Here is a 24,342-nt window from a genome sequence, read left to right on the forward strand (position 1 = left end):
AATGGAATTTCCATTTTTATATCTCACCATAGCTCTTTCTTTGGGAATAATAATTGGAAGATATGTTTTTTATTCCTTTGCTTTCTTGATTTTATTAGCAATTTCAGTGGCTATTTCTTTGTGGGGATATTTGAAAAATAAAAATGTTAGTTTGCTTCTCTTAATTTCGTTTATTTTTGTAGGGGCAATTTTAAGTAGCAATGCTATCAATTCTCCCAATCCTTATATAAAGTTTGAAGGGAAGTTTACAACTATAAATGGCAAGGTAAAAGAAGTAAAAGAATATGAAAGCTATGCTAAATATATAGTTAAACCGCCTAAAATACCTAAAGTATTGGTTACTCAATATGGGGGCGAATATCCTTCTGAAGGAGATATTGTAAGCATAAGAGGGATAATTTCAATTCCCCAAAAAGCGACAAACCCAGGAGGCTTTGATTACTATCTTTTTTTAAAGAAAAAAGGAATATATGCATTAATGAGGGTAGATGAATATGCGGTTGACATTGTAAGCAAAGGCAATTTAAATTTTATTGAGAAGGTTATATATGCTGCAAAAGAAAAAATAGAAGTTAATTATATTAATTCAATGCCCGAAAGAGATGCAAAATTTGTTATGTCACTCATTTTAGGAGATAAACTTATTGGACATGAGACTTTGGAGCAATTTAGGACAGCAGGTATTTCACATATTATTTCGGTATCAGGAATGCACGTAGCAATTGTAACAGGTTTTGTACTTTATATGTTAAGTCTTTTTAACATCAGAAGGTATAAAATTCCAATTATTATAATTGTATTGATCTTCTACGTAGTTTTAACAGGAGCAAATCCGCCAGTTATAAGAGCAGCTCTTATGGCTTCTATCGCTTTAATTGGAACTACCTATGGTAAAAAACATAATTCTATAAATTCTCTGTCTTTTGCTGCTTTTTTGATATTAATATTTAATCCTCTAATGCTATGGGATGTCGGCTTTCAACTTTCGTTTGTTGCCACTTTAGCCATTTTGTATTTTTATAAGCCAATACAAAAAAAATTATCAATGCTAAATCCTAAAATACGAGATTTAATTGCTATAACTTTTTCTGCTCAAATCGGTACAATTCCTCTTACTATGTATTATTTTCACTATATATCCATTATTTCCTTTTTATCCAATATTGTAATAGTACCATTGGCAGATGTGGCAGTTGTTTTGGGATTTTTATCGGCTATTATAGGACTTATTTTACCTTTCCTGTCCTATTTCATAAATTATATAAACATACCTTTTGTAGAAGCTATTTTGTACATAACGAATTTACTCAATAGCTTTCCTTATGCTAGTATAAATACTATTATTCCTCCTCTTTATGTAATTGTTTTGTATTATGGAATTTTGGCAGTTACATTCAGTAGTTTTGACAGAAAAACGAAAAAGATTTTTATTACAATTGCCTTGACTTTTATGATAACCTTTTTTTCTTATAATTATATATTGCCTAAAAATTTAGAAGTGACTTTCCTGGATATAGGACAAGGGGATAGTACTTTTGTAAGAACACCTCATGGCAAAACTTTTTTGATAGATGGGGGAGGCAGACCTTTAATTTCAATTTCTTCTTTTGATGCTGGAGAGGATATACTACTTCCATTTTTGTATTATAAAGGTGTTATGAAACTTGATGGAGTTTTTATATCTCATACTGACATCGACCATGTAGGTGGAATACTTACTATTTTACAACAAATGAAGGTTAACAAAATCTTTGTAGGAATACAAAAAGTTGCTGATGACAATTTCAAAAAATTGATGGAAGTTGCAAAATCAAAAAATATTCCAGTTGTGTTTTTAAAAAGGGGTGATAAAATCAAAGTAGATGGTGTAGAAATATATGTTTTACATCCTGATCCTCTAAATTTAATAGAAGAGAATCCTATAAATAATAATGGACTTGTTTTTAAAATAAAGTATAAAGATATGGAGTTTTTGTTTACAGGTGATATAGAAAAACCAGCCGAAGAGATTTTAAAAAATCTAGACATAAAGGCTGATATTCTAAAAGTGCCACACCATGGGTCCAGTACTTCATCTTCAAAAGAATTTATCGAAAAAATCAATCCGAAAGTATGTATTATCCAAGTAGGCAAAAATAGTTATGGACTTCCCCATGAGAGAGTGCTAAAATCTCTTCAAGAAAGGTCTAAAGTGTATAGAACAGACAAAAATGGTGCTATTATTGTAAAGACAGATGGGAAAAAAGCTTATATAAAGACGGTTATTAAGGAGTGAAAGGATGACTTACAAAGAGCTTTTAGACAGCTTAAAGAAGGGAGAAATACATAATTTATATCTTTTTTACGGAGAAGAAAGATATTTGCTGTTAGACGCTATTAAAAAGTTTAAGTCAAAGCTATTAAAAGAAGAAACTTATGAGATGAACTACATAGTCATTGAAAAAAATGACCCAGAAGAGTATGTAAATGCTATCATTGAAAGTTGTGAGACTTTGCCGTTTTTTTCTGAATATAAATTAGTTTTAGTAAAAAACGAGGAGGACCAACTTTCAAGATTGAATGATAAAAGTTTAAAAAAGCTTATGAATTATATTGAAGAAAAGACTAACATGCCGGAGAACAAAACGGTTTTGATTATCGTAGGTGGTGAAAAGATAGATTTGAGAAAGAAATTTAATAAATTAGTAGAAAAAATTGGTAAAATAGTATATTTTCAAAGACTTTCTTTTGAAGAAGCTGTAAATTATACAGGCTATTTCTTTGTAAAAAGTGGGAAAAAGATAACTAAAGCTGATGCAGAATACCTTGTAAAAAGTGTAGGAACTGATTTGTATGCTATTGTTAATGAAATACATAAAGTGATTTGTTATTCGGACAGCGAAAAAATAGAAATGGAAAAAATGAAAGAAGTCCTTAGTATAAACCTGCAACAAAACATTTTCAATCTTGTTAGTGCCATAGGGAGGAAGAAAGAAAAAGAAGCTTATAAAGTCTTATACGCCCTTTTAGAAAAGGGAGAAGTACCTCTTATTATATTATCCATGATAATAAGACAGATGAGGCTCATTGCTAAAATCAAAACTTTTGAAGGAAAATTTGTAGATAAAAGGAGTATAGCATCTTCTTTAGGAGTGCCATATTTTGTAGTAGAAGAACTAACAAGACAAAGCAAACTTTTTAAAAAAGAGGATTTAGAAAGGGCATACAAAGAGTGTTTAAAATGTGATATTGCCTTGAAAACAGGGGGAGATAGCAATTTAACATTGGAAGACCTTATAAAAAAATTGTGTAAATGATAAAAAGCGTACTTTAAAGGTACGCTTTATTCGTTACTTGCTGATTTTAAAAGCGCATTGAATTTTGCATAAAGTCTGGATTTTTTTCTTGCTGCTGTGTTTTTGTGAAGAACTCCTTTTGTGACAGCTTTGTCCAATTCCTTAACAGCAAGTCTTAATTTTTCTTTTATTGTTTCTATATCTCCTGTGGCTAAACTTTTATTAAAGTTAGAAATAAATGTTTTGACTCTTGATTTTATCATTTTATTACGCAAAGTCCTTTTTGCAATAACTGATATTCTTTTCTTTGCAGATTTTGTATTTGCCAAAACTTTCACCTCCTCAATCGAAATTAATTTTACCACGGAAGAAATAGTTTTTCAAGGATTAATACATTTTTTACTTTATCACATCGGTTTGAAATTATCAACATTTATACAGAAAAAATTTTTTTCTCAATACTATGGTAAATATAGTAAAATTTATAATTTTAAATCTAAATTAAAAGAACGTTTGCATTTTTTTAGAATAAAAGGTATAATAATTTAAAGGGAATTATAACTTAAAGTTTTAACCTTTCCTGAGCGTGTTTGTTTTCATTTCAGCCATGTCTTTACTACGTATCCTTATGTCGTAAAACAGACAAGGGGGTGAAAAGTAAATTAGAGTAAGAAGGAACTAATTAACTTTTTTAAGATTAAGAGATGATAAAGAAGGAGGAAGATTAAGTGGAAAAAAAGAAAAAGCTCTCAAAGCAAGCTTATAACGGTGCTTCCGGAAATGAATATACTCCGTATATAGCTGCAGATCAGATAATAGCAGAGTTTACGCCTTTTTCGTTCATTGTCGGTATCATTCTTGCTATAGTTTTTGGTGCCGCCAACGCATATCTAGGGCTTAGAGTGGGCATGACCGTAAGCGCTTCCATACCAGCGGCGGTAGTTTCAATGGGAATTGTTAGAGGTATTCTAAAGAGGGATTCAATTCTGGAAAATAATATGGTTCAGACCATAGCCTCAGCAGGAGAATCTTTGGCTGCAGGTGTTATTTTTACTTTGCCTGCCTTGTTTTTGTGGAAAACAAACCCTAGTATTATGAAGATTTCCACCATAGCCATTATCGGCGGAGTCCTGGGAGTTCTTATGATGATACCTCTTCGCCGCTTCCTGATTGTCAAAGAACACGGCGTGCTTCCCTATCCAGAAGGTACAGCCTGTGCGGAAGTTCTAGTTGCCGGCGAGGTCGGTGGAGTAAGCGCAAAGACTGTTTTTGAAGGGCTAGGTATCGGTGCGTTCTATAAACTGCTGGCTGACGGATTGAAACTTTTTCCCTCAGAAATAGAATGGAAGATACCAGGTTATAAAGGAGCCGCAATTGGCGGTGACATCCTGCCATCCCTCTTGGGTGTAGGCTTTATAATCGGCCCCAAGATTGCGGCATACATGCTATCTGGTGCTGTACTGGGATGGTTAGTTTTCATACCGCTTATTTCGCACCTAGGCAATTACATTCCTCAAGCTATTTATCCGGCTTCGGTGCCTATATCCGAGCTCGATCACTGGGGTATATGGAGTTATTACTTGCGTTATATAGGTGCCGGGGCAGTGACTTTTGGAGGTGTTGTAAGCCTAGTTAAGGCACTGCCAACAATAGTAAACGCCTTTACTCAATCCGTTTCCGGTTTCAGTATGAAAGGCGAAAACGGATCACAGCGTCGTACTGATGATGATTTAGCTATGAAATGGGTTTTATTTGGCGTTTTAATCCTGATTATAATTATTGCATTTTCTCCACTTATTCCAGTGGGAATAGTTGGAGCGATACTCATTGCTATTTTTGGCTTTTTCTTTGTTACGGTATCTTCACGTATTGTTGGTATAGTTGGAAGTTCCTCTAATCCGGTATCCGGTATGACTATCGCCACCTTGCTATTCACCACAGTTATTTTTAAGGCTATTGGTTTTACCGGCGTAGAGGGTATGGTTGCTTCTTTGAGCGTAGGAGGTATTATTGCTGTAGCTGCGGCGATAGCCGGCGATGTCTCCCAGGACTTGAAGACTGGTTTCCTGGTGGGAGCTACTCCTAAGCGCCAGCAGATTGGTGAGCTGATAGGAGTTATAGTTTCAGGGCTGGTTATTGGTTGGATTTTAATAATGCTCAACAATGCATACGGCTTTGGTAGCAAAGATCTTCCAGCTCCCCAGGCTACTTTGATGAAAATGGTTATCGAAGGCATTATAGAAGGCAACCTACCATGGGCTTTGGTTTTTGTTGGTTTTGGTTCAGCAGCGGTGATAGAGCTGTTAGGTATACCCTCATTGCCATTTGCCATTGGACTTTATTTGCCAATTCATCTAAGCACTCCTATCATGCTTGGCGGTTTGATAAGAGGCATTCTCGAAAGAAGAGAAAAATCCGATGAAGTTTTAAAACAGAAAGTCGAAAGAGGAGTACTCTATTCTTCGGGTCTTATAGCCGGGGAAGGCATAATGGGAATCCTGATTGCTGCATTAGTAGCTGCTAACATCGACATAGGTATTGGAAATAATGTGTTGGGGCAGTGGGGTGGACTGGTATTGTTCTTAATAATGATGTATACTCTTATTGGGAAATCCTTTAAAAAGGTAGAACTTGAATAAGAGGAAGGGGAGTCCCTTCCTCCACTTTTTTCTTTTTTAGGAGGTTAATCTATTGAGAAAAGATCAAAATTTCATGTTAATGACCCCTATCCGCAACGATAAAATCTCTTGGTTGATAAAAAAAGACGGTCTTATTCAGCTTAAGATAGCTAGAAAGGGGCTACTATTCAATATCCTAAAATTTTTTTACCGGGATCTTCCTGAAAATATATACCGTGACCTTGATGAAATTGGATCTGAGGTATGGAGGCTTTGCGATGGGCAAAACACAGTTTACGACATTGCTACCAAACTTTCAAATAAATTCGGTGCAAAGGTAGAGCCACTTTATCCCAGATTGGTAACATACTTAAAAATTCTTAGACAAAACGGATTGATATATTTTAAATAAGGAATAACTAAAGAGGATATGGAGTTGTTTTCGTTAGAGTATGCACAATTTTTACAACAGCGTGTTTATAAAGAAGATAATATTCTTTACATGATGCCAGGTGTACATTTGCCTGAGAAACAACAGAAAAAACTTTTAGAGAAGTTTGAAGAAGTTAAAAACTGGTAAACACGTTTTTATTTTACAAAAAAAATTTTAAGTCGAGTTTTCTCCAGTATTTTAAGGCCGTAAGGCTTTTTTTATTTGGATTAGCGGTATACATGGCTATATTTAGAGGCGGAGGTAGCGAAATGTAAAAAATACAATTATACATGGTATAAAATTTGTCAATTTGTTAATCATAATTAGAGGAGGTGATTTGATGTTACAAACTATTATACGTTTCATTGTATCAGCTATTGTGCTATTGGTGGTGGGATATCTTGTACCTGGCTTTAGTGTTGCAGGCTTTTGGGGAGCTCTTATTTCAGCTGTGGTAATAGCTTTGTTAGGTTATATTGTAGAATTAATATTAGGGAAAAATATTTCACCAAGGAGCCGTGGTTTAGTAGGATTTTTCGTGGCGGCAGTAGTTATATACGTTTCTCAGTTTATTGTTCCTACCATTCATGCAACAATAGTTGGTTCACTAATTGCTGCTTTTGTGATAGGATTGGTTGATGCCTTTGTACCTACAGAGTTGAGGTGATGTAGATGTACAGTATAAGGACAGACCTGGCAGTAGAAGCGAGAGAATTATACAAAGAAAGAGAGATTCCAGGAGTAAAGGTAGATGAAAAACATCTAGATGGCATAAAGGTGACAAAGGTCAAAATTTTAAATGAAGAAGGAGAAAAAGCAATGGGAAAACCGGTGGGGGACTATATAACTATTGAGGCCCCCGGTCTCATTGAAAGAGATTTAGATTTAGAACAAGAAGTTGCGAAAATTTTGGCGGATATAATTAAAGAAATAGCTAATTTAACAGTGAATACACAGGTTTTAGTAGTAGGATTAGGTAATTGGAATGTAACTCCTGATGCATTGGGACCTCGTGTAGTTTCCAATATCGTAGTAACAAGGCATCTAAAGGAATATGCACCTCAACAGTTTGGCGATGAAATTCGGTCTGTCAGTGCAATTTCTCCAGGAGTTTTAGGGATTACCGGAATAGAAACGGCTGAAATTTTAAAAGGGGTAGTTGACAGAATAAAACCTGACTTAATAATTACAATTGACGCTTTGGCTTCGAGAAGATTAGAGAGATTATCTACTACTATTCAAATTTCAAATACAGGTATAAGCCCAGGGTCTGGAATAGGTAATAGAAGGCTTTCAATTACTGAGCAAAGCTTAGGGATACCTGTAATAGCCATAGGGGTTCCTACAGTAGTAGATGCAGTAACAATTGCTAACGACACCATCGAATATTTAACAGAAGAGTTACTAAAACAGACCAAAGAAGAAAGCCCTTTTTATGGAGTACTTAAGAATATGAGTCAACAAGAGAAATACAGTCTCATTCAAGAAGTTTTGGCACCTTATGTACATAATCTTGTAGTTACTCCTAAAGAAATAGATTTATTGGTGCGAAATATAGCTTCAATTATATCCAGAGGAATAAATCTTGCACTGCAACCTGGTCTTACAGAAAGGGAAATGAATCAATTACTTCATTAAACATAAAGTACTAAAGCACCTCTTGATGGAATATTTATAAAATATAAAAACCAAAGAGAGGTGCTTCTTTTTGTACAGGTATTATAGCTTATCAAAAATAAGTAGGATAATGTTTGTAGTTTTGGTGATAATAAACGTTTTTCTTTATAATTGGATGACACAATCTTATAAAAATGAGTATAAACAGGTAATTAGTGATTCTTTTTCAGAGGAGTATGATAGATTAGAGAGTTTATTTGTAACTTCGATAAATTATAGCCTACCGATAATAGAAGTAGCTTTTGCATCGCAAGGCTATACAGGAAAGGATTTAACCTTTTCTTCTTTATTAAATGCCAAGGTTAAAGATCCTATTAATATATTGAAATTTCAACTTCCAATTTTAGCAGTGGTGGATTTTAAAAAGGTAGGTACTAATTATATACAGAATAACAATGCCCAAATAAACCCTTCTTCTAATAAGAATTTCCTTGATACTAATTTACAAAGTGACAAAAACATGTCTCAAACACAGGAAGATGAAAAACCAGCTTTAAAAAATATAGATAATAGTAAACCCTATATTTTGATATATCACACTCATACCATGGAGGCTTATGCCGCGACAGAGAAAAACAAATATATAGCAAAGCACGGTTATGACAGGACAGATGACTTAAATTATACTGTGGCAAAAGTAGGGGATTATCTTGCCGAATATCTAAAAAAAGAAGGAGTCTCTGTATTACACGATAAAACTATCCATGATTATAACTATGACAAATCCTATGTAAACTCTTTTGCAACGGTCAGCAAAATTTTAAAAGAGCATCCTTCTATTAAAGTGGCGATCGATTTACATAGAGATGGCTATGGTGCTGTTATGAAACCAGGGGTAGAAACTATTCCTGTTTTGAGCAGTTTGCAAAATCAAGAATTTAGAAAAAAATATGTGATGGATTTAAACGGAGAAAAAATAGCAAAAGTTTCTTTTATTATAGGTTCAAGAAGGACACCGGAAATGAAAGAAGATTGGAGAAAGAATTACGAATTTGCCAAAAGGGTAAGTGATAAATTAAATGAGCTATATCCTGGCTTATCTTTAGGAGTACAGGTAAAGCCTTATAGTGAATATAACCAGCATCTTCTTGAGAAATCGATACTGATTGAATTAGGGAGTAATTATAATACTTTAGAGGAAGCAATTGCAACTACAAAATATCTGGCTAAAGCCATATATGAAGTAATAAAACAGCAACAGGATTTTGAGCAGTGAAAACTGCTTTTTGTTTTATAGTGATAAGAGTGTTGATATTAATTAAAAAAAAGGTTAAAATAAATTACTGTAATTATCAATGATTTAGGAGGTTCTTTATGAAATTTGTAGCAAGAATAATTGGAGTGGTTTTGGCGTTTTTAATCCTTTGTAGCACTTTTTCTTATGGACAAGTAAATAGTATGAAAAATAGAAAAATAGTTATATTTATTGTAGATAGAGTTAATTTAAATGACTATGTTGCAAATGACCTTCCTAATATAAAATATCTCATGGAAAATGGTACATATGGACTTATGACGGTGAATTCCGACGGAGGTAGGTCTCCTGAAAATGTGTATATGACAATTGGCTGTGGGACAAGAGCTGTAGGTTCTGAAGAAGCTTCCCTTAATTTTAACGCTTCTGAAATAGTAAATGGAGAACAAGCCGCTACAATTTTCAAAAGGAATACGGGTATTAAGCCACAAATATTTAATATAGTAAATCTAGATTTTGCTCAAATTGAGAGAAATAACCTAACTAGAAGTCACATTATAGTACCTGGTCTATTAGGTACTCTTTTAAAACAAAATGGAAAAACTGTTGCTGTGTTTGGCAATGAAGATACTGGTGTAGAACGAAGAAGATATGCGCCTCTTATAGTAATGGATGAAAAAGGAATAGTAGACTTTGGGGATGTGAGTGACAATGTCTTAAAAAGGGACCCTTTAAGCCCTTTTGGAATTATGACAGATTATGATGTACTTTATCAAAAATATACAGAAATGAAAGAGAAGCCTGACTTAACAGTTTTTCAATTAGGAGATACGATAAGAGCGAATGATTACCATGAGTATGCAATGGATAAAATTAATGAAAGAAATAAAAAAAGGGCTTTATATAAAGCAGATGAATTTATTGGTAAAATTATAAAAGAAGGCAGTCCCAACACCTTATACATTGTCTTAACTCCACTTCCTCCATCTAAAGACATGGGGCAAAAAAGTTATCTAACTCCCATAATACTTTTTGGACCAGGCTTTACCAAAGGCTATGTTACTTCAGACACAACAAAAAGGGTGGGTATTGTAACAAATACAGATTTAATGCCGACAATTTTACAGTTTTTTGATATTCCTATACCCACTTTTTTGACGGGACATCCCCTTTATAATTCTGGTTACAAAGGAAGTGTAGACAAATTATTATCCGAAAGTCATAAACTAGTTTTTAATTACACTTATAGGCCTATTTTTTTGAAGATTTATGTAGTTTTAGAGATAATAATTTTAATTTTTAGCCTATTAGTTTTGCTGTTTTTAAAAAAATATGCTGTGTATTTAAAACCACTGTTGTTTTTTGTTTCTACTATTCCTCTGGCTTTTTTGCTACTACCTTTGTTTAATTATACCAGTTTATCCCATAGTTTCGTTGGAATATTATTTTTGACAGCAGTAGCAATTATTGCAATTCATGAAATTAATCCTTATGGTTATTATTTCTACGCTATAATAGGCTTGATTACTTCCCTTGTTTTATTAATTGACCTTGTAACGGGACAGTATTTGCTGAAAAATTCCTTTTTAAGCTATGACGTCATAGGAGGAGCACGCTTTTATGGCATAGGAAACGAGTATATGGGGATATTGATTGGAGCTGTCTTATGTTTTACTACAATGGCTTTTGAAATTTTTTCGAATAAAAAGCTGCTTTTAGCTATAACTACAATGATATACGCACTGGTATTCTATTTTATTGCAGCTCCAAATATAGGCACAAATGTGGGAGGTGCGATATCGGCCTTTGGAGCTTTTGCTGTGGCATTGTTACTTTTATATGATAAAAAAATTAACGTAAAAAATCTATTGTATATTGGTATAGGGATAGTTTTAATGCTTCTTGGGCTGTTTTACTTGGATTCTTTAAGACCAGTTTCTCAACAAACTCACATAGGACAAACTTTTGCTTTAGTAAAAAGCCAGGGTATAAAATCTTTATTACAAATTTTTGAAAGAAAGCTTTTGATGAATTATAAGCTCATAAAATATTCCATATGGTCAAGAGTGTTATTGACACTTATAGGTGTTTTGCTGGTTCTTTTTTTCAAACCTGTGGGAGTTTTGAGGGAAATTTTTAAAAAGCATACTTACATTGGAACGTGTTTTGTAGCAACGATTATAGGGAGTGTTTTTGCGCTTATTTTTAATGATTCAGGAATTGTAGCGTCAGCTACAATGATGGTATTTGTTGGACCTATGCTAATACATTTTGTTATTGAAGAAATGGCTTAAAAAGGTGGTTTCATGAAAAAAACAAGGATATTGCAAATTGTGAGAAAATCAGAAGGGGGAATAAAAAAACATTTATTGTCACTGGTGAGATTGCTAGACAAAAATAGGTATGAAGTGGCTGTTTTGTGTTCTTTTGACGAAAAAACTCAAGAATATCTTAAAAGGTTGGGGATTGCAGTATATAATGTTGGCATTGGAGACGGACTTAGTTTAAAAAAAGACTATAGGGCAATAAGGTTTGTACAAAAAGCAATATATGAGTTTAAGCCAGATATTGTTCACATGCATGGGGCAAAAGCTTCATTCGTAGGAAGAATTGCATGTTTTGCTATGCCTGTGAAAACAGTAGTGACAGTCCACAACTTTGCAAATTACGATAATATGAATTTTTACAAAAAGAAACTTCTGTTAAGTTTGACAAAAGTTCTAGACAAAAAAACCCACCAGTTTATTGCTGTTTCTAAAGCATTAAAAGAAGATCTAGTCGTAAATCAAAAAATAGAGAAAAACAAAATAAAGGTAGTGTACAATTGCATTGATACTTCTTTTTATGAGGAAACAACTCTTAATTTAAAAGAAAAATTCAATTTGCCACAAGACTCATTTATTGTAGGAAGTATAGCAAGACTTATTCCTACTAAAGGTGTTCAGGATTTAATAAAAGCGGCTTCGATTTTAAAAAATATAAATGCCTATTTTTTTGTAGCAGGAGATGGTCCTTTTAAAGAAGAATTACAAAAAATGATTGAGAGTTTAAATTTAAAAGACAGATTCTTTTTACTAGGGTATAGAAATGACATTCCTTCTTTTTTGAGAAATCTTGACTTATTTGTGCTTCCTTCTCATGAAGAAGGATTTGGAATTTCTGTAATTGAAGCTTTAAATGAAGGTATCTCTATCATAGCTACAAAGGTGGGAGGTATTCCAGAAATAATACAAGATGGTGTAGAGGGAATTTTGGTAGAAAAGGAAAATCCTGAAGAGTTAGCAAATGCTATAGAGAAAATTTTAAAAGATGAAAAGTTGAGAAAAAATATGAGTGTAAAGGGAAAAGAAAGTGCGAAAAAATATAGTTGCGATAAAATGATTGAACAAATGCAACAGATTTACGAAGCTTTGAAAGGAAGGTAAAAGATGAGACTTACAAGGACAAAAGAGAGAAGAAAACAAATTCGAAGAAAGAGACTTGTAATCTTTGCTCTTTTATTGTACATTGTTATTATGATAATAGGGCTTGTAATAGCTGATTCTTCCTTTAATGAAATTACTACAGGAGTGAGAAAAGTAAATATATTTGGCGTATATTCAAATAAGGAAAAGATAATTGTAAAAATTTTTGGTAAGGAGTCGGTTATTGACATAGGTAGATTGAGCCAATATTGTAAAGACCGATTTTTGAAATGAGGTGTATTCTTTAATTTTTGAGGAGGTACACAATGTCAGAAAGGATGGAGTATATTAGAAATTTTTGTATTATCGCCCATATAGACCATGGTAAATCTACTCTGGCAGATAGACTTATTGAGAAAACGGGTTTTCTTTCTGAGAGGGAGACAGATAAGCAAATTTTAGATAATTTAGAATTGGAGAGGGAGAGAGGAATTACTATAAAGTTAAAGCCTGTAAGGATGATTTATAAAGCTAAAGACGGAAATGAATATGAACTTAATCTTATTGATACCCCTGGGCATGTGGATTTTACTTACGAGGTATCCAGAAGCATTGCAGCATGTGAAGGAGCTCTGCTTGTAGTAGACGCTACACAAGGAATTGAGGCGCAAACCCTTGCTAATGTGTATATGGCTTTAGAACATGATTTAGAGATAGTACCTGTGATAAATAAAATAGACCTTCCTTCAGCAAATCCTGAACTTGTAAAAAAAGAAATTGAAGACGTGATTGGGATTGACGCAGAAGATGCTTTGCTTACCTCTGCTAAAGAAGGCATAGGTATAGAAGAAGTTTTAGAAGCCATTGTGAATAGAATTCCACCTCCAAAAGGTGATGAAAACAAGCCTTTAAAAGCGCTAATTTTTGACTCTTTTTATGATAACTACAAAGGAGCAATAAGCTTTGTAAGGGTAGTGGATGGAATTGTTAAACCAGGGATGAGAATAAAAATGTTTTCTACTGGCAAAGTTTTTGAAGTTACAGAAGTGGGAATGTTTAGACCTAACCTTTATCCAGTAGAAGAGCTTAAAGCAGGTGAGGTTGGCTACATTGCTGCTAGCATAAAAAATGTAAAAGATACTCGCGTAGGAGATACAATAACAGATGCAGACAATCCCACTGATTCTCCACTTCCTGGCTATAAAGAAGTAGTGCCAATGGTCTTTTGTGGCATTTATCCTGCGGATGGACAAGACTATGAAAATTTAAAAGAGGCTTTAGAAAAACTTCAGTTAAATGACGCGTCACTTGTATTTGAACCTGACACCTCTGCTGCCTTAGGTTTTGGATTTAGGTGTGGCTTTTTAGGGCTTTTACACATGGAAATAGTTCAAGAAAGGTTGGAAAGGGAGTACAACTTAAATCTTGTTACCACTGCACCGAGTGTAATTTACAAAGTTTACAAAACCAATGGAGAAGTATTGGATTTGGACAATCCCACAAAAATGCCGCCTCCTACGCAAATAGATCATATTGAAGAGCCAATTGTGGAAGCTACTATTATGGTGCCTACTCAATATGTAGGGGCAGTTATGGAGCTTTGCCAGGATAGGCGGGGAGTATATTTAGGAATGGAATATTTAGAACAAACTCGCGTACTTTTAAAATATGAAATGCCTTTGAATGAGATAATATACGACTTTTTTGATGCTTTAAAGTCACGAACAAGGGGTTATGCCTCCTTCGACTATGAGCTTAAAGGATATAAAGAATCTAACTTAGTAAAATTGGATATTTTAATAAACGGTGACTTAGTAGACGCTTTATCGATGATAGTTCACAAGGATAAAGCCTATGAAAAAGCGAGAAAAATTGTAGAAAAGTTAAAAGAAAATATTCCAAGGCATCTTTTTGAAATCCCAATCCAGGCTGCAATAGGTTCTAAGATTATTGCAAGAGAGACTGTAAAAGCTTTGAGGAAAAATGTCCTTGCCAAGTGCTATGGAGGAGACGTAACTCGTAAGAAAAAACTTTTGGAGAAGCAAAAAGAAGGTAAAAAGCGCATGAGACAGGTGGGAAGTGTTGAAATACCTCAAGAGGCTTTTATGTCAATATTGAAATTAGATGATGAAAAATGAGGGAGATAGGATTATACATTCACATTCCTTTTTGTAAAAGAAAATGCTATTATTGTGATTTTAATTCTTATGCAGGCTATGATTATCTTTTTGACGACTATATTCGGGCACTACTTATGGAAATAGAATCAAATTCTACAAAAGATTATAATGTGGTTTCGGTTTATATAGGAGGAGGTACCCCTAACCTTTTGCCTCCTTCTTATATAGAGAAGATATTGAAATCTGTATTTAAAAATTATAAAATACTTGATGGTTGCGAAATTACTATTGAAATGAATCCCGGCCTTATAACTGAAGAAAAACTAAAAATTTATAAAGACAACGGGATAAACCGAGTAAGTATTGGACTTCAAGCTTTTCAAAATAGGCTTTTAAAATATATAGGTAGAATTCATACAGTAGAAGAATTTTTTGGAAATTATGAGTTAGTGAAAAAGTTCTTTGACAATATAAATATAGACCTTATGTATGCTCTTCCTACTCAAACCTTTAAAGAGTGGCAAGAAACTTTAAAAGAAGTAGTAAAATTACAGCCGACGCATGTTTCTACTTATAGCTTGATTTTAGAACCTAACACCTCCTTTTACAGACTTTATGAAAAGGGTCAGTTGCCTATAGTTGATGAGGAAGAAGAGCTTAAAATGTATCATTGGGGTATAGAGTTTTTAAAAGAAAAAGGCTATCACCATTACGAAATATCTAATTTTGCATTGCCCACATTTGAATGTCGCCACAATATTTTATACTGGGAATGCAAAAATTATTTGGGATTTGGTGCAGGAGCCCATTCTTATATGGCGGATGTGAGATATAGTAATATTGAAAATATAAAAGACTATATTAAGAGCATTTTAGAAAGAAAAAGTGCAGTTAAGGAAAAGATAAAGTTGACAAAACAAGATAGAATGGCTGAGTTTATGTTTTTAGGAATGAGAATGACAAAAGGAGTGTGTGACAAGGATTTTAAGAAAAGATTTGGTATCAGTTTGTTTGAAATTTACAAAAAAGTAATACAAAAATACTTAAAAGAAGGTCTAATTGAGATTGATAATGAGTGTGTAAAACTTACCGAGAGGGGTATTGATGTCTCTAACGTCATTTTTGAAGAATTTCTGCCCTAAATGAGTATTGACAAAAAATTATAAGAGTGGTATTTTAAAAACATGAATTAGCACTCAATCGAGTAGAGTGCTAATAATACATGGGGTGGTGAAAATGCCGTTAGATGATAGGAAGAAAAAAATACTATATGCGGTTATTACTGATTATATTATGACGGCAGAGCCAATAGGGTCGAGAACAATAGCTAAGAAGTACAATATAGGATTAAGTTCTGCTACTATAAGAAACGAAATGGCGGATTTAGAAGAAATGGGATATTTGGAGCAACCTCATACTTCCGCAGGAAGAATACCTTCAGATAAAGGATATAGATTTTATGTAGACAGCATTCTTCGAAATTATATAAACAATGACCCTCCAATTAGCTATAATACTCGCGAGGAAATAATAGCAGAATTTGATGAAATTGTAAAGAAATATGCAAGAATTTTGGCTAACATAACTCACCATACTACAGTTGCTAAAATGCCAAAGTTGAACCCTGATAGAATAAAGAAAATCCAACTTATACCTGTTGCTTCTAATAAAATGATCTTTTTAGTAGTGACGGACACAGGAATTGTAAAAAATTACTTGCTAAATTTATGCCAAAATGTAGATAGAACTATTTTTGAGTTTTTAAATAATTTGTTAAACGAGAAAATTGCCGGAAAAAGTGAAAAAGATATTTTTGAGTTTTTACAACAGGATTTAAGGCAGATGTTGGGAGAGATGGCTTTTATAGCCGACGAATTGATAAACACTATACTTTTGAGCTTGAAGCAGTTACAGGAAACAGACATTTATGCGGATGGAACTTCCCATATTTTAGATTTTCCTGAATACAAGGATTTAGGCAAAGCAAAAAATTTCTTCAATCTTTTGGACAACAAGTCGTTATTGAACGAAGTTTTAGAGCCTGAAGTAGATTTTATAGATGTGAGAATAGGAAGCGAAAACAAGTTTGAAGAGATGAAGGATTTAAGCGTAATAAAAACTACTTATAAGATTAATGGCCGTGTGGTGGGTACAATAGGAATTATAGGACCTACAAGAATGGATTATAGGAAGTTGATTAGTGAAATCAATGTGATGACAAAAGAGCTTTCAAATCTTTTGTCGAGTATATACAATGATGAAATATAACGAGGTGATATAAGTGGAAGAGATGGAAAAAGAAATTAACAAAGAGGAGGAAAATGATGTAAATAATTTAGAATCAAATGAACAAATGGAAGGGCCTCCTGAAGAGGAAGAACAAACACAGCAAGAGCATCAGCAACAAACGGTTGATGAAATAGAGGAATTAAAGCAAAAACTTCAGCAAAAAGAGGCTGAAGCTCAAGAATATTTAGATATTGCACAAAGATTGAAAGCAGAATTTGAAAATTACAGGAAGAGAACAGAAAAAGAAAAATCAGAAATGGTAGAATATGGTAAAGAAATAGTAATTTTAGAACTTTTGCCTGTTATGGATAATTTTGAAAGAGCTTTGGCGAGCAGTGGAGATTATAATTCTCTAAAAGAAGGGATAGAATTAATTTACAGGCAGTTTAAAAAGATGTTGGATAAATTTGGTGTAAAAGAAATTGAAGCAGAGGGGCAGATTTTTGACCCCTATAAGCACCATGCTGTAATGCAGGAAGAGGTAGAAGGAAAACAACCAAATGAAATTATTGAAGTTTTCCAAAAAGGGTATTATCTAAAAGATAAAGTAATAAGACCAAGTTTGGTTAAAGTAGCAAAATAAAAAGGAGGTTGAAAAATATGGGGAAAGTTATAGGAATTGACTTAGGAACTACTTTTTCTTGTGTTGCTGTTATGGAAGGAGGCCAACCTGTAGTAATACCTAACGCAGAAGGAGCTCGTACTACGCCTTCAGTCGTTGCTTTTACTAAAGAAGGAGAAAGGTTAGTAGGGCAAGTTGCAAAAAGGCAGGCAATTGTAAATCCTGACAGGACTATAATGTCTATAAAAAGACACATGGGAACTGATTACAAAGTAAAAATTGACGATAAAGAATATACACCTCAAGAGATTTCTGCAATGATTTTGCAAAAGCTCAAGGCTGATGCAGAAGCTTACTTGGGTGAAAAAGTTACACAGGCGGTAATTACTGTTCCTGCTTATTTCAATGACAGCCAAAGACAGGCTACAAAAGACGCAGGTAGGATTGCAGGTCTTGAGGTTTTGAGAATAATAAATGAGCCGACAGCTGCTGCTTTGGCATATGGCCTTGACAAAGAAGGAAATCAAAAGATAATGGTTTACGACTTAGGTGGCGGTACTTTTGACGTTTCTATTTTGGAAATAGGAGATGGAGTATTTGAAGTTTTGGCTACAAGTGGCAATAACCACTTGGGTGGGGATGACTTCGACCAAAGGATAATAGATTGGCTTGCTGACAACTTCAAAAAAGAATATGGAATTGACTTAAGAAATGACAGGATGGCATTGCAGAGACTAAAAGATGCTGCGGAAAAAGCAAAAATAGAGCTTTCTTCTGCAACGGTTACTAATATAAACTTGCCATTTATTACTGCTGATGCTACAGGTCCAAAACATATAGATGTAAATCTTACAAGGGCAAAATTTGAAGAGCTAATCTCCGACCTTGTAGAATCAACTGTAGGTCCTGTTAACCAAGCATTAAGCGACGCAGGTTTAAAACCTTCTGATATTGATAAAGTCATTCTCATTGGTGGTTCTACAAGAGTGCCTTTGGTACAGGAGACAGTAAAGAGAATAATGGGTAAAGAACCTCACAAAGGAATTAACCCAGATGAGGCAGTGGCTATAGGTGCAGCTATACAGGCGGCAGTATTGGTCGGAGAAGTGAAAGATATTCTCTTACTGGACGTAACACCTTTGTCTTTGGGTATAGAGACCTTAGGTGGAGTATTTACTAAGATTATAGAGAGAAACACCACAATACCTACAAGAAAGAGCCAGATATTTACCACTGCAGCGGATAATCAGACTTCTGTTGAAATACACGTGTTACAAGGCGAAAGGCCTATGGCAAAAGACAACAAAACTCTCGGAAGGTTTATTTTGTCAGGGATTCCACCAGCTCCAAGAGGAGTACCTCAAATTGAAGTTACTTTTGACATAGATGCCAATGGAATTGTACATGTTTCTGCAAAAGACTTAGGTACTGGTAAATCTCAGGATATAACTATTACTTCTACAACTAATTTGTCAGAAGAAGAGATACAAAGAATGATTAATGAGGCTAAGCAGTATGAAGAACAAGATAGGAAGAAGAAAGAAGAAATCGAAATAAGGAATAAAGCAGATTCTCTCATTTATCAAGCTGAAAAAACAATGAAAGACCTTGGAGATAAGATGACGCAAGCCGAAAAAGATGAAATAAATAGAGAAATAGAAAATGTAAGAAAAGCTCTTGAAGGAAGCGATATAGAAGCGATTAAAAATGCTTCTGAGAAACTTTCACAAGCCTTCTACAAAGTTTCTACAAGAATATACCAACAAGCGGGAGGACAAACGGGAGGAGCTACAAATACAGGTAGTGCTGGACAAGGTACAACACAGGACAATGTTTATGAAGCCAACTATAAAGTGGAGGATGATGATAATAAATAATATAGAACCAGGTTTTACCTGGTTCTAATTTACGTAATGAAAGGCAGGTGAGAAAGTGGCTAAAAAAGATTTATATGAAATATTAGGAGTAGATAGAAATGCCACAGAAGAGGAAATAAAAAAGGCTTATAGACGGCTTGCTAAGAAATATCATCCTGACTTGAACCCAGGAGATAAAGAAGCAGAGCAAAAATTTAAAGAAATAAACGAAGCTTACGAAATTCTCTCCGACCCTCAAAAAAGAGCCCAATATGACCAATTTGGAGACGCAGCCTTTGAGCAAGGCGGTTTTGGCCAAGGTGGATTTGGTCAAGGAGGTTTTGGAGAGGGCGGTTTTGATTTTGGAGGCTTTGGAGGATTTGGCGATATATTTGGCGATATTTTTAATGATTTCTTTGGTACTGGCAGGAGAAGAGCAGAAACAGGCCCTCAAAAGGGTAATGACATAAGATATGACCTTACTTTAACTTTTGAAGAGGCTGCTTTTGGAACAGAAAAAGAGATAGAGGTTGAGCGATTTGAAGAATGCGATGTGTGTAAAGGAACAGGGGCAAAGCCAGGTAGCAAACCGGAGACTTGTCCTGTATGCCATGGAACTGGTGAAGTGAGAACTGCACAGAATACTCCTTTTGGAAGAATTGTAAATATAAGAACTTGTCATAGGTGCCATGGTGAAGGAAAAATTATTACTGACCCTTGCAACAAATGCGGTGGAACAGGTAGAATTAGAAGGAGGAGAAAAATTAGAGTTACTATACCAGCAGGAATAGACGAAGGACAAATGCTTACCTTAAGAGGGGAAGGAGAGCCAGGCTTAAGAGGAGGTCCAAGGGGAGATCTGTATATTGTAATTCACGTAAAGCCCCACGAGTTGTTCACAAGAGAAGGATACAATGTGCATTTGAAAATGCCTATAAGTTTTGCTGATGCAGCTTTAGGCGGAGAAATAAAAATTCCTACGATGGATGGAACAGTTAGTTTTACAATACCAGAAGGAACTCAGACAGGGACTAAGTTTAGGTTAAGGGGAAAAGGGATTCCTCACATAAATGGAAGAGGACGCGGAGACCAAATTGTAGAAGTTTATATTGATGTGCCTAAAAAGTTGACAGAAAAGCAAAAAGAATTGCTAAGAGAATTAAAAAAATTAGAAGGAAATACTGCGACAGAATCAAAATCCTTTTTTCAAAGGATGAAGGATGCTTTTGGCGGATAATAAATTTAAATTAAAGGTGTGAAAAGAATGAAATGGATTGAAGTACAAGTTACAACTACACAAGAAGCAGAAGAGGCTGTGACAAATATCATGCACGAATTAGGAGCTGGCGGTGTAGTTATAAAAAACCCTAATGATGTAAAACTGTTGGCGCAAAGTGATAATTGGGATTATATAGAGCCTTCTCTTTTTGAAGAAGAGGGAAATATTAAGGTTTTTGCCTATTTTCCTATTGCTTCAGATACTATAGATAAAATAAATATTTTAAAAGATAGAATTGTAGAACTTAAATCTTTTGGAATTGATATAGGAAATTTTGACTTAAAAGTTTCAGAAGTGGATGAAGAGGACTGGGCAAATAATTGGAAACAGTATTATAAGCCTCTAAAAATAGGAAAGAAAATAGTGATTAAGCCTTCTTGGGAAGAATATGTATCTCAAGGAGAAGAGATAATTATCGAGTTAGACCCCGGAATGGCTTTTGGCACAGGCACCCATGAGACCACAAAGATGTGTTTGGAACTTTTAGAGGAAATTGTGATGCCAGAAAGCATAGTTTTTGATATAGGTTGTGGTTCAGGTATACTTAGTATCGCTAGTAGTAAATTAGGAGCAAAGGAAGTTTATGCGGCGGATATAGACGAAGTTTCTGTGGAAGTAGCCAGACAAAATGTAGAATTAAATAACTTACAAAATGTGAAAGTATTTAAAAGTGATTTATTAAATGAATTTGACGGAAAAGCTGACATTATAGTGGCAAATATTATTGCTGATGTGATAATTAAGTTGTCGACAGAGGTTCCTAAATACTTAAAAGAAGAGGGCTTATTTTTAGCTAGTGGTATAATAAAAAGTAGAAAAAAAGAAGTCATGGAAAAAATACAGCCATTTTTTGAGATATTGCAAATAAAAGAAGAAGGAGAATGGTGTACAATATTATCAAGGAAAAAGTGAGTTATTATGAGGAAATTTTTTGTTGATAAAGAAAAAATAAAAGAAAATTTTGCCTATATAGAGGGAAAAGATACTCATCACATAATAAATGTTCTTCGATTGAAAAAAGGAGATGAAATTGTAATATCTGACGGTTCTACTGAATATCAAACATCTATTTATGGCGTAGAAAAAAACAGAGTAATTTTATTTTTAGAAAGCAAATTACAATCGAATACTGAAAGTTCAATTGAAATTGCATTATTTCAGGGTTTGCCCAAGTCAGATAAAATGGAATTAATAATTCAAAAATGTACAGAGATAGGAGTTAAAAAATTTATTCCCATTATAACTCGCTATTCGGTTGTAGATATAAAAAACAGCAATTTAAACAAAAAAATTGAAAGATGGAATAAGATATCTCGGGAAGCCTGTAAACAATCGGGCAGAACGTCATTGCCCGAAATTTGTATGCCTATTTCTTTTGAGGAGGCATTAAAGCAAATTGAGGAATTTGACTTATGTATAATCCCATACGAAAAAGAAAAAACTTTAAAATTAAAAGAAGTATTAGATGGAGTAAAAAATATTAAAAAAGTTGCTATTTTTGTAGGTCCTGAAGGAGGATTTTCAGAAGAGGAAGTTGATTTGGCTTTAAGGTATAGCGCTAAACTTGTGAGTTTGGGACCGAGGATTTTAAGAACAGAGACAGCAGCTATTAGTGTGTGTTCCATAGTGATGTATGAGTTGGGAGATATGGGTTAACAATAGGAACACAAAAGTTATATTACATAAAACTACGAAAAAACAATTAAAAAATGTATATTTGCAAATATATTCGCACTATAGTATACTATACAGAAATAGGGCAAGGAGTGGTTTTGGTGAATGTGCAAAAAGCGATTATATCCATAATTGGAGTAGACAAGGTCGGTATTATTTACTCTGTTTCAAAATTGTTAGCTGAAGCAAATATAAATATTCTCGACATCAGCCAGACAATTTTAAGGGATATATTTACTATGATTATGATTGTTGATATATCAAATAGTACAGTGGAATTTAATATTTTAAAAGAAAACTTAAATTCTCTTGGAGAGAAAATGGGACTTAAGATTGATATTCAAAAAGAAGACATATTCAGGGCAATGCATAGACTGTGAGGGATTGATATGAGATTTGCGTTTGATGAAATAGAAGAAACCATACGTATGGTACAAGCTGAAAAACTTGACATAAGAACTATAACAATGGGTATAAATTTAAGAGATTGCGTAAGCGATAATGTAGAAACTTTATCAAATAAAATATACGATAAAATTACAAAAAAGGCAAAGAATCTCGTAAAAGTAGCAAATGACCTTGAATCAGAATTTGGCATACCTATTGTCAACAAACGCATTTCTGTAACACCAATAGCTTTAATTTCCGAAAGCGCAAAAAGCACGGAAGATTTTATAAAAATAGCAAAGGCACTGGATGCTGCAGCAAAAGAAGTCGGGGTTAATTTCATCGGAGGGTACTCGGCACTTGTACACAAAGGTTTTACTGATGGTGATTTAAGATTAATAAATTCAATACCTGAAGCATTATCTTCTACTGAACGGGTTTGTTCTTCAATCAATGTAGCTACAACAAAAGCAGGTATAAATATGGATGCCGTAGCTTTAATGGGGAAAATAATTAAAAAAACCGCCGAACTTACAAAAGACAAAGACGGAATAGGTGCAGCTAAACTTGTAGTTTTCTGTAATGCGCCGGAAGACAATCCATTTATGGCGGGTGCTTTTCACGGTGTAGGTGAAGGCGAATGCGTCATTAATGTTGGCGTAAGTGGACCAGGCGTAATTTTAGCAGCACTTTCAAAGCTTGATAACAAAGCTGATTTTGGTCAAATTTCCGAAATTATTAAAAAAACTTCCTTTAAGATTGCACGTGCAGGTGAACTTATAGGAAGGCTTGCAGCAGAAAGATTAAACACATCTTTTGGCATACTTGACCTGTCGCTTGCACCAACTCCCGAAATTGGTGATAGTATCGCAAACATACTTGAAGCAATGGGACTTTCAAAATGCGGTGCACCTGGTACAACAGCAGCACTGGCGCTCTTAAATGATGCCGTCAAAAAAGGCGGTGTAATGGCATCATCCTATGTTGGAGGTTTAAGCGGTGCTTTTATACCTGTAAGTGAAGACGCAGGAATGATAAGCGCTGTTGAGGCAGGTGCGCTATCAATAGAAAAGCTTGAAGCAATGACATGCGTGTGTTCTGTTGGGCTTGACATGATTGCAATACCTGGGGACACGCCAGCCGAAACTATATCAGCAATAATTGCAGATGAGATGGCAATAGGCATGATAAACAAAAAGACAACAGCTGTAAGGATCATCCCTGTACCCGGCAAAAAAGAAGGAGACCATGTCGAATTTGGTGGACTTTTGGGACACGCACCTGTTATGAAAGTAAACAATTTTTCCGCCGATACATTTATAAAAAGAGGTGGCAGGATTCCTGCTCCGCTTCAGAGCTTGAATAATTAATTCTATAAGAAAATAAAAATCACCTTATTCATTTGAGATTTTCAACAAGGTTTCATCAGAAGGACGGAGCTTGCCAATTTGTTGACGATGAAGCTTACAAGTTGGCTAACTATGCAAAAGGGTTTGTTTCTGAAGTTTATGAAGTAGAGTAAGAGGTGCAAAAATCGCACCTCTTATTTTGTATATTCTTCAATGTATTTTTT

General features: G+C 34.3%; 22 protein-coding genes. 21 read left to right on the forward strand and 1 reads right to left on the reverse strand.

Annotated elements, in window-relative coordinates; all coding sequences use genetic code 11:
* Window position 1 precedes the first annotated feature (1 nt).
* On the forward strand, window positions 2–2,275 hold the full coding sequence (locus I4N53_RS11835) for a DNA internalization-related competence protein ComEC/Rec2 (RefSeq protein ID WP_013150147.1): 2,274 nt from the start codon (window positions 2–4) through the stop codon (window positions 2,273–2,275).
* 4 nt (window positions 2,276–2,279) lie between these two features.
* Window positions 2,280–3,296, forward strand: a complete 1,017-nt coding sequence (holA, locus tag I4N53_RS11840; protein WP_013150148.1) for a DNA polymerase III subunit delta — start codon at window positions 2,280–2,282, stop codon at window positions 3,294–3,296.
* 26 nt (window positions 3,297–3,322) lie between these two features.
* Here the strand turns inward: holA and rpsT are convergent, their stop codons facing one another.
* Window positions 3,323–3,604, reverse strand: a complete 282-nt coding sequence (rpsT, locus tag I4N53_RS11845; protein ID WP_012994963.1) for a 30S ribosomal protein S20 — start codon at window positions 3,602–3,604, stop codon at window positions 3,323–3,325.
* Between the two features lie 399 nt (window positions 3,605–4,003).
* On the opposite strand from rpsT, the gene I4N53_RS11850 reads away from it, so the two are divergent.
* The 19 genes from I4N53_RS11850 to I4N53_RS11940 all read left to right on the forward strand — a co-directional run bounded on the left by I4N53_RS11850 (window position 4,004) and on the right by I4N53_RS11940 (window position 24,139).
* Window positions 4,004–5,914, forward strand: coding sequence for an OPT family oligopeptide transporter (locus tag I4N53_RS11850; protein ID WP_012994964.1), 1,911 nt, complete (start codon window positions 4,004–4,006; stop codon window positions 5,912–5,914).
* A 52-nt stretch (window positions 5,915–5,966) separates the two neighbouring features.
* Window positions 5,967–6,305 carry a PqqD family protein gene (locus tag I4N53_RS11855; protein WP_012994965.1) on the forward strand — a complete coding sequence of 113 codons (339 nt, stop codon included), beginning with the start codon at window positions 5,967–5,969 and terminating at the stop codon, window positions 6,303–6,305.
* A gap of 24 nt (window positions 6,306–6,329) precedes the next feature.
* On the forward strand, window positions 6,330–6,473 hold the full coding sequence (locus I4N53_RS11860) for a hypothetical protein (protein WP_012994966.1): 144 nt from the start codon (window positions 6,330–6,332) through the stop codon (window positions 6,471–6,473).
* 193 nt (window positions 6,474–6,666) lie between these two features.
* Entirely contained in the window at window positions 6,667–6,993 is a 327-nt protein-coding gene (locus I4N53_RS11865; protein ID WP_012994967.1) for a phage holin family protein, read from the forward strand.
* A 5-nt stretch (window positions 6,994–6,998) separates the two neighbouring features.
* Window positions 6,999–7,964, forward strand: a complete 966-nt coding sequence (gene gpr, locus I4N53_RS11870) for a GPR endopeptidase (protein ID WP_214496337.1) — start codon at window positions 6,999–7,001, stop codon at window positions 7,962–7,964.
* Between the two features lie 70 nt (window positions 7,965–8,034).
* On the forward strand, window positions 8,035–9,219 hold the full coding sequence (spoIIP, locus tag I4N53_RS11875; RefSeq protein ID WP_012994969.1) for a stage II sporulation protein P: 1,185 nt from the start codon (window positions 8,035–8,037) through the stop codon (window positions 9,217–9,219).
* A gap of 98 nt (window positions 9,220–9,317) precedes the next feature.
* On the forward strand, window positions 9,318–11,492 hold the full coding sequence (locus tag I4N53_RS11880) for a hypothetical protein (protein WP_214496338.1): 2,175 nt from the start codon (window positions 9,318–9,320) through the stop codon (window positions 11,490–11,492).
* Between the two features lie 12 nt (window positions 11,493–11,504).
* On the forward strand, window positions 11,505–12,623 hold the full coding sequence (locus I4N53_RS11885; protein ID WP_214496339.1) for a glycosyltransferase family 4 protein: 1,119 nt from the start codon (window positions 11,505–11,507) through the stop codon (window positions 12,621–12,623).
* A gap of 3 nt (window positions 12,624–12,626) precedes the next feature.
* Window positions 12,627–12,896 carry a hypothetical protein gene (locus I4N53_RS11890; RefSeq protein WP_214496340.1) on the forward strand — a complete coding sequence of 90 codons (270 nt, stop codon included), beginning with the start codon at window positions 12,627–12,629 and terminating at the stop codon, window positions 12,894–12,896.
* Between the two features lie 32 nt (window positions 12,897–12,928).
* Window positions 12,929–14,740: a translation elongation factor 4 gene (gene lepA, locus I4N53_RS11895; protein WP_214496341.1), complete on the forward strand. Its 1,812-nt coding sequence runs from the start codon at window positions 12,929–12,931 to the stop codon at window positions 14,738–14,740.
* Entirely contained in the window at window positions 14,737–15,864 is a 1,128-nt protein-coding gene (gene hemW, locus I4N53_RS11900) for a radical SAM family heme chaperone HemW (RefSeq protein WP_009052599.1), read from the forward strand. The genes lepA and hemW overlap by 4 nt, the downstream gene beginning before the upstream one ends.
* A 94-nt stretch (window positions 15,865–15,958) precedes the next feature.
* Entirely contained in the window at window positions 15,959–16,990 is a 1,032-nt protein-coding gene (gene hrcA, locus I4N53_RS11905) for a heat-inducible transcriptional repressor HrcA (RefSeq protein ID WP_003868079.1), read from the forward strand.
* Between the two features lie 22 nt (window positions 16,991–17,012).
* Window positions 17,013–17,594 (forward strand): nucleotide exchange factor GrpE, encoded by a 582-nt coding sequence (gene grpE, locus I4N53_RS11910; RefSeq protein ID WP_218623599.1) that lies wholly within the window; start codon window positions 17,013–17,015, stop codon window positions 17,592–17,594.
* Window positions 17,595–17,611: 17 nt separating this feature from the next.
* Window positions 17,612–19,450 (forward strand): molecular chaperone DnaK, encoded by a 1,839-nt coding sequence (gene dnaK, locus I4N53_RS11915; RefSeq protein WP_214496342.1) that lies wholly within the window; start codon window positions 17,612–17,614, stop codon window positions 19,448–19,450.
* A gap of 55 nt (window positions 19,451–19,505) precedes the next feature.
* Window positions 19,506–20,666: a molecular chaperone DnaJ gene (dnaJ, locus tag I4N53_RS11920; RefSeq protein WP_214496343.1), complete on the forward strand. Its 1,161-nt coding sequence runs from the start codon at window positions 19,506–19,508 to the stop codon at window positions 20,664–20,666.
* 27 nt (window positions 20,667–20,693) lie between these two features.
* A complete protein-coding gene (gene prmA, locus I4N53_RS11925; RefSeq protein ID WP_214496344.1) occupies window positions 20,694–21,620 on the forward strand; it encodes a 50S ribosomal protein L11 methyltransferase in 927 nt (308 codons plus the stop codon).
* Window positions 21,621–21,626: 6 nt separating this feature from the next.
* Entirely contained in the window at window positions 21,627–22,364 is a 738-nt protein-coding gene (locus I4N53_RS11930) for a 16S rRNA (uracil(1498)-N(3))-methyltransferase (RefSeq protein ID WP_009052593.1), read from the forward strand.
* Window positions 22,365–22,483: 119 nt separating this feature from the next.
* The gene (locus tag I4N53_RS11935) at window positions 22,484–22,762 is read left to right on the forward strand and encodes an ACT domain-containing protein (protein WP_012994981.1); all 279 of its coding nucleotides are present in this window, start codon (window positions 22,484–22,486) and stop codon (window positions 22,760–22,762) included.
* Between the two features lie 9 nt (window positions 22,763–22,771).
* Window positions 22,772–24,139: a PFL family protein gene (locus I4N53_RS11940; protein ID WP_028992477.1), complete on the forward strand. Its 1,368-nt coding sequence runs from the start codon at window positions 22,772–22,774 to the stop codon at window positions 24,137–24,139.
* The last annotated feature ends 203 nt before the right edge of the window (window positions 24,140–24,342 follow it).

It is taken from the genome of Thermoanaerobacter sp. CM-CNRG TB177 (genome assembly GCF_018588165.1).
Taxonomy (GTDB): domain Bacteria; phylum Bacillota; class Thermoanaerobacteria; order Thermoanaerobacterales; family Thermoanaerobacteraceae; genus Thermoanaerobacter; species Thermoanaerobacter thermocopriae.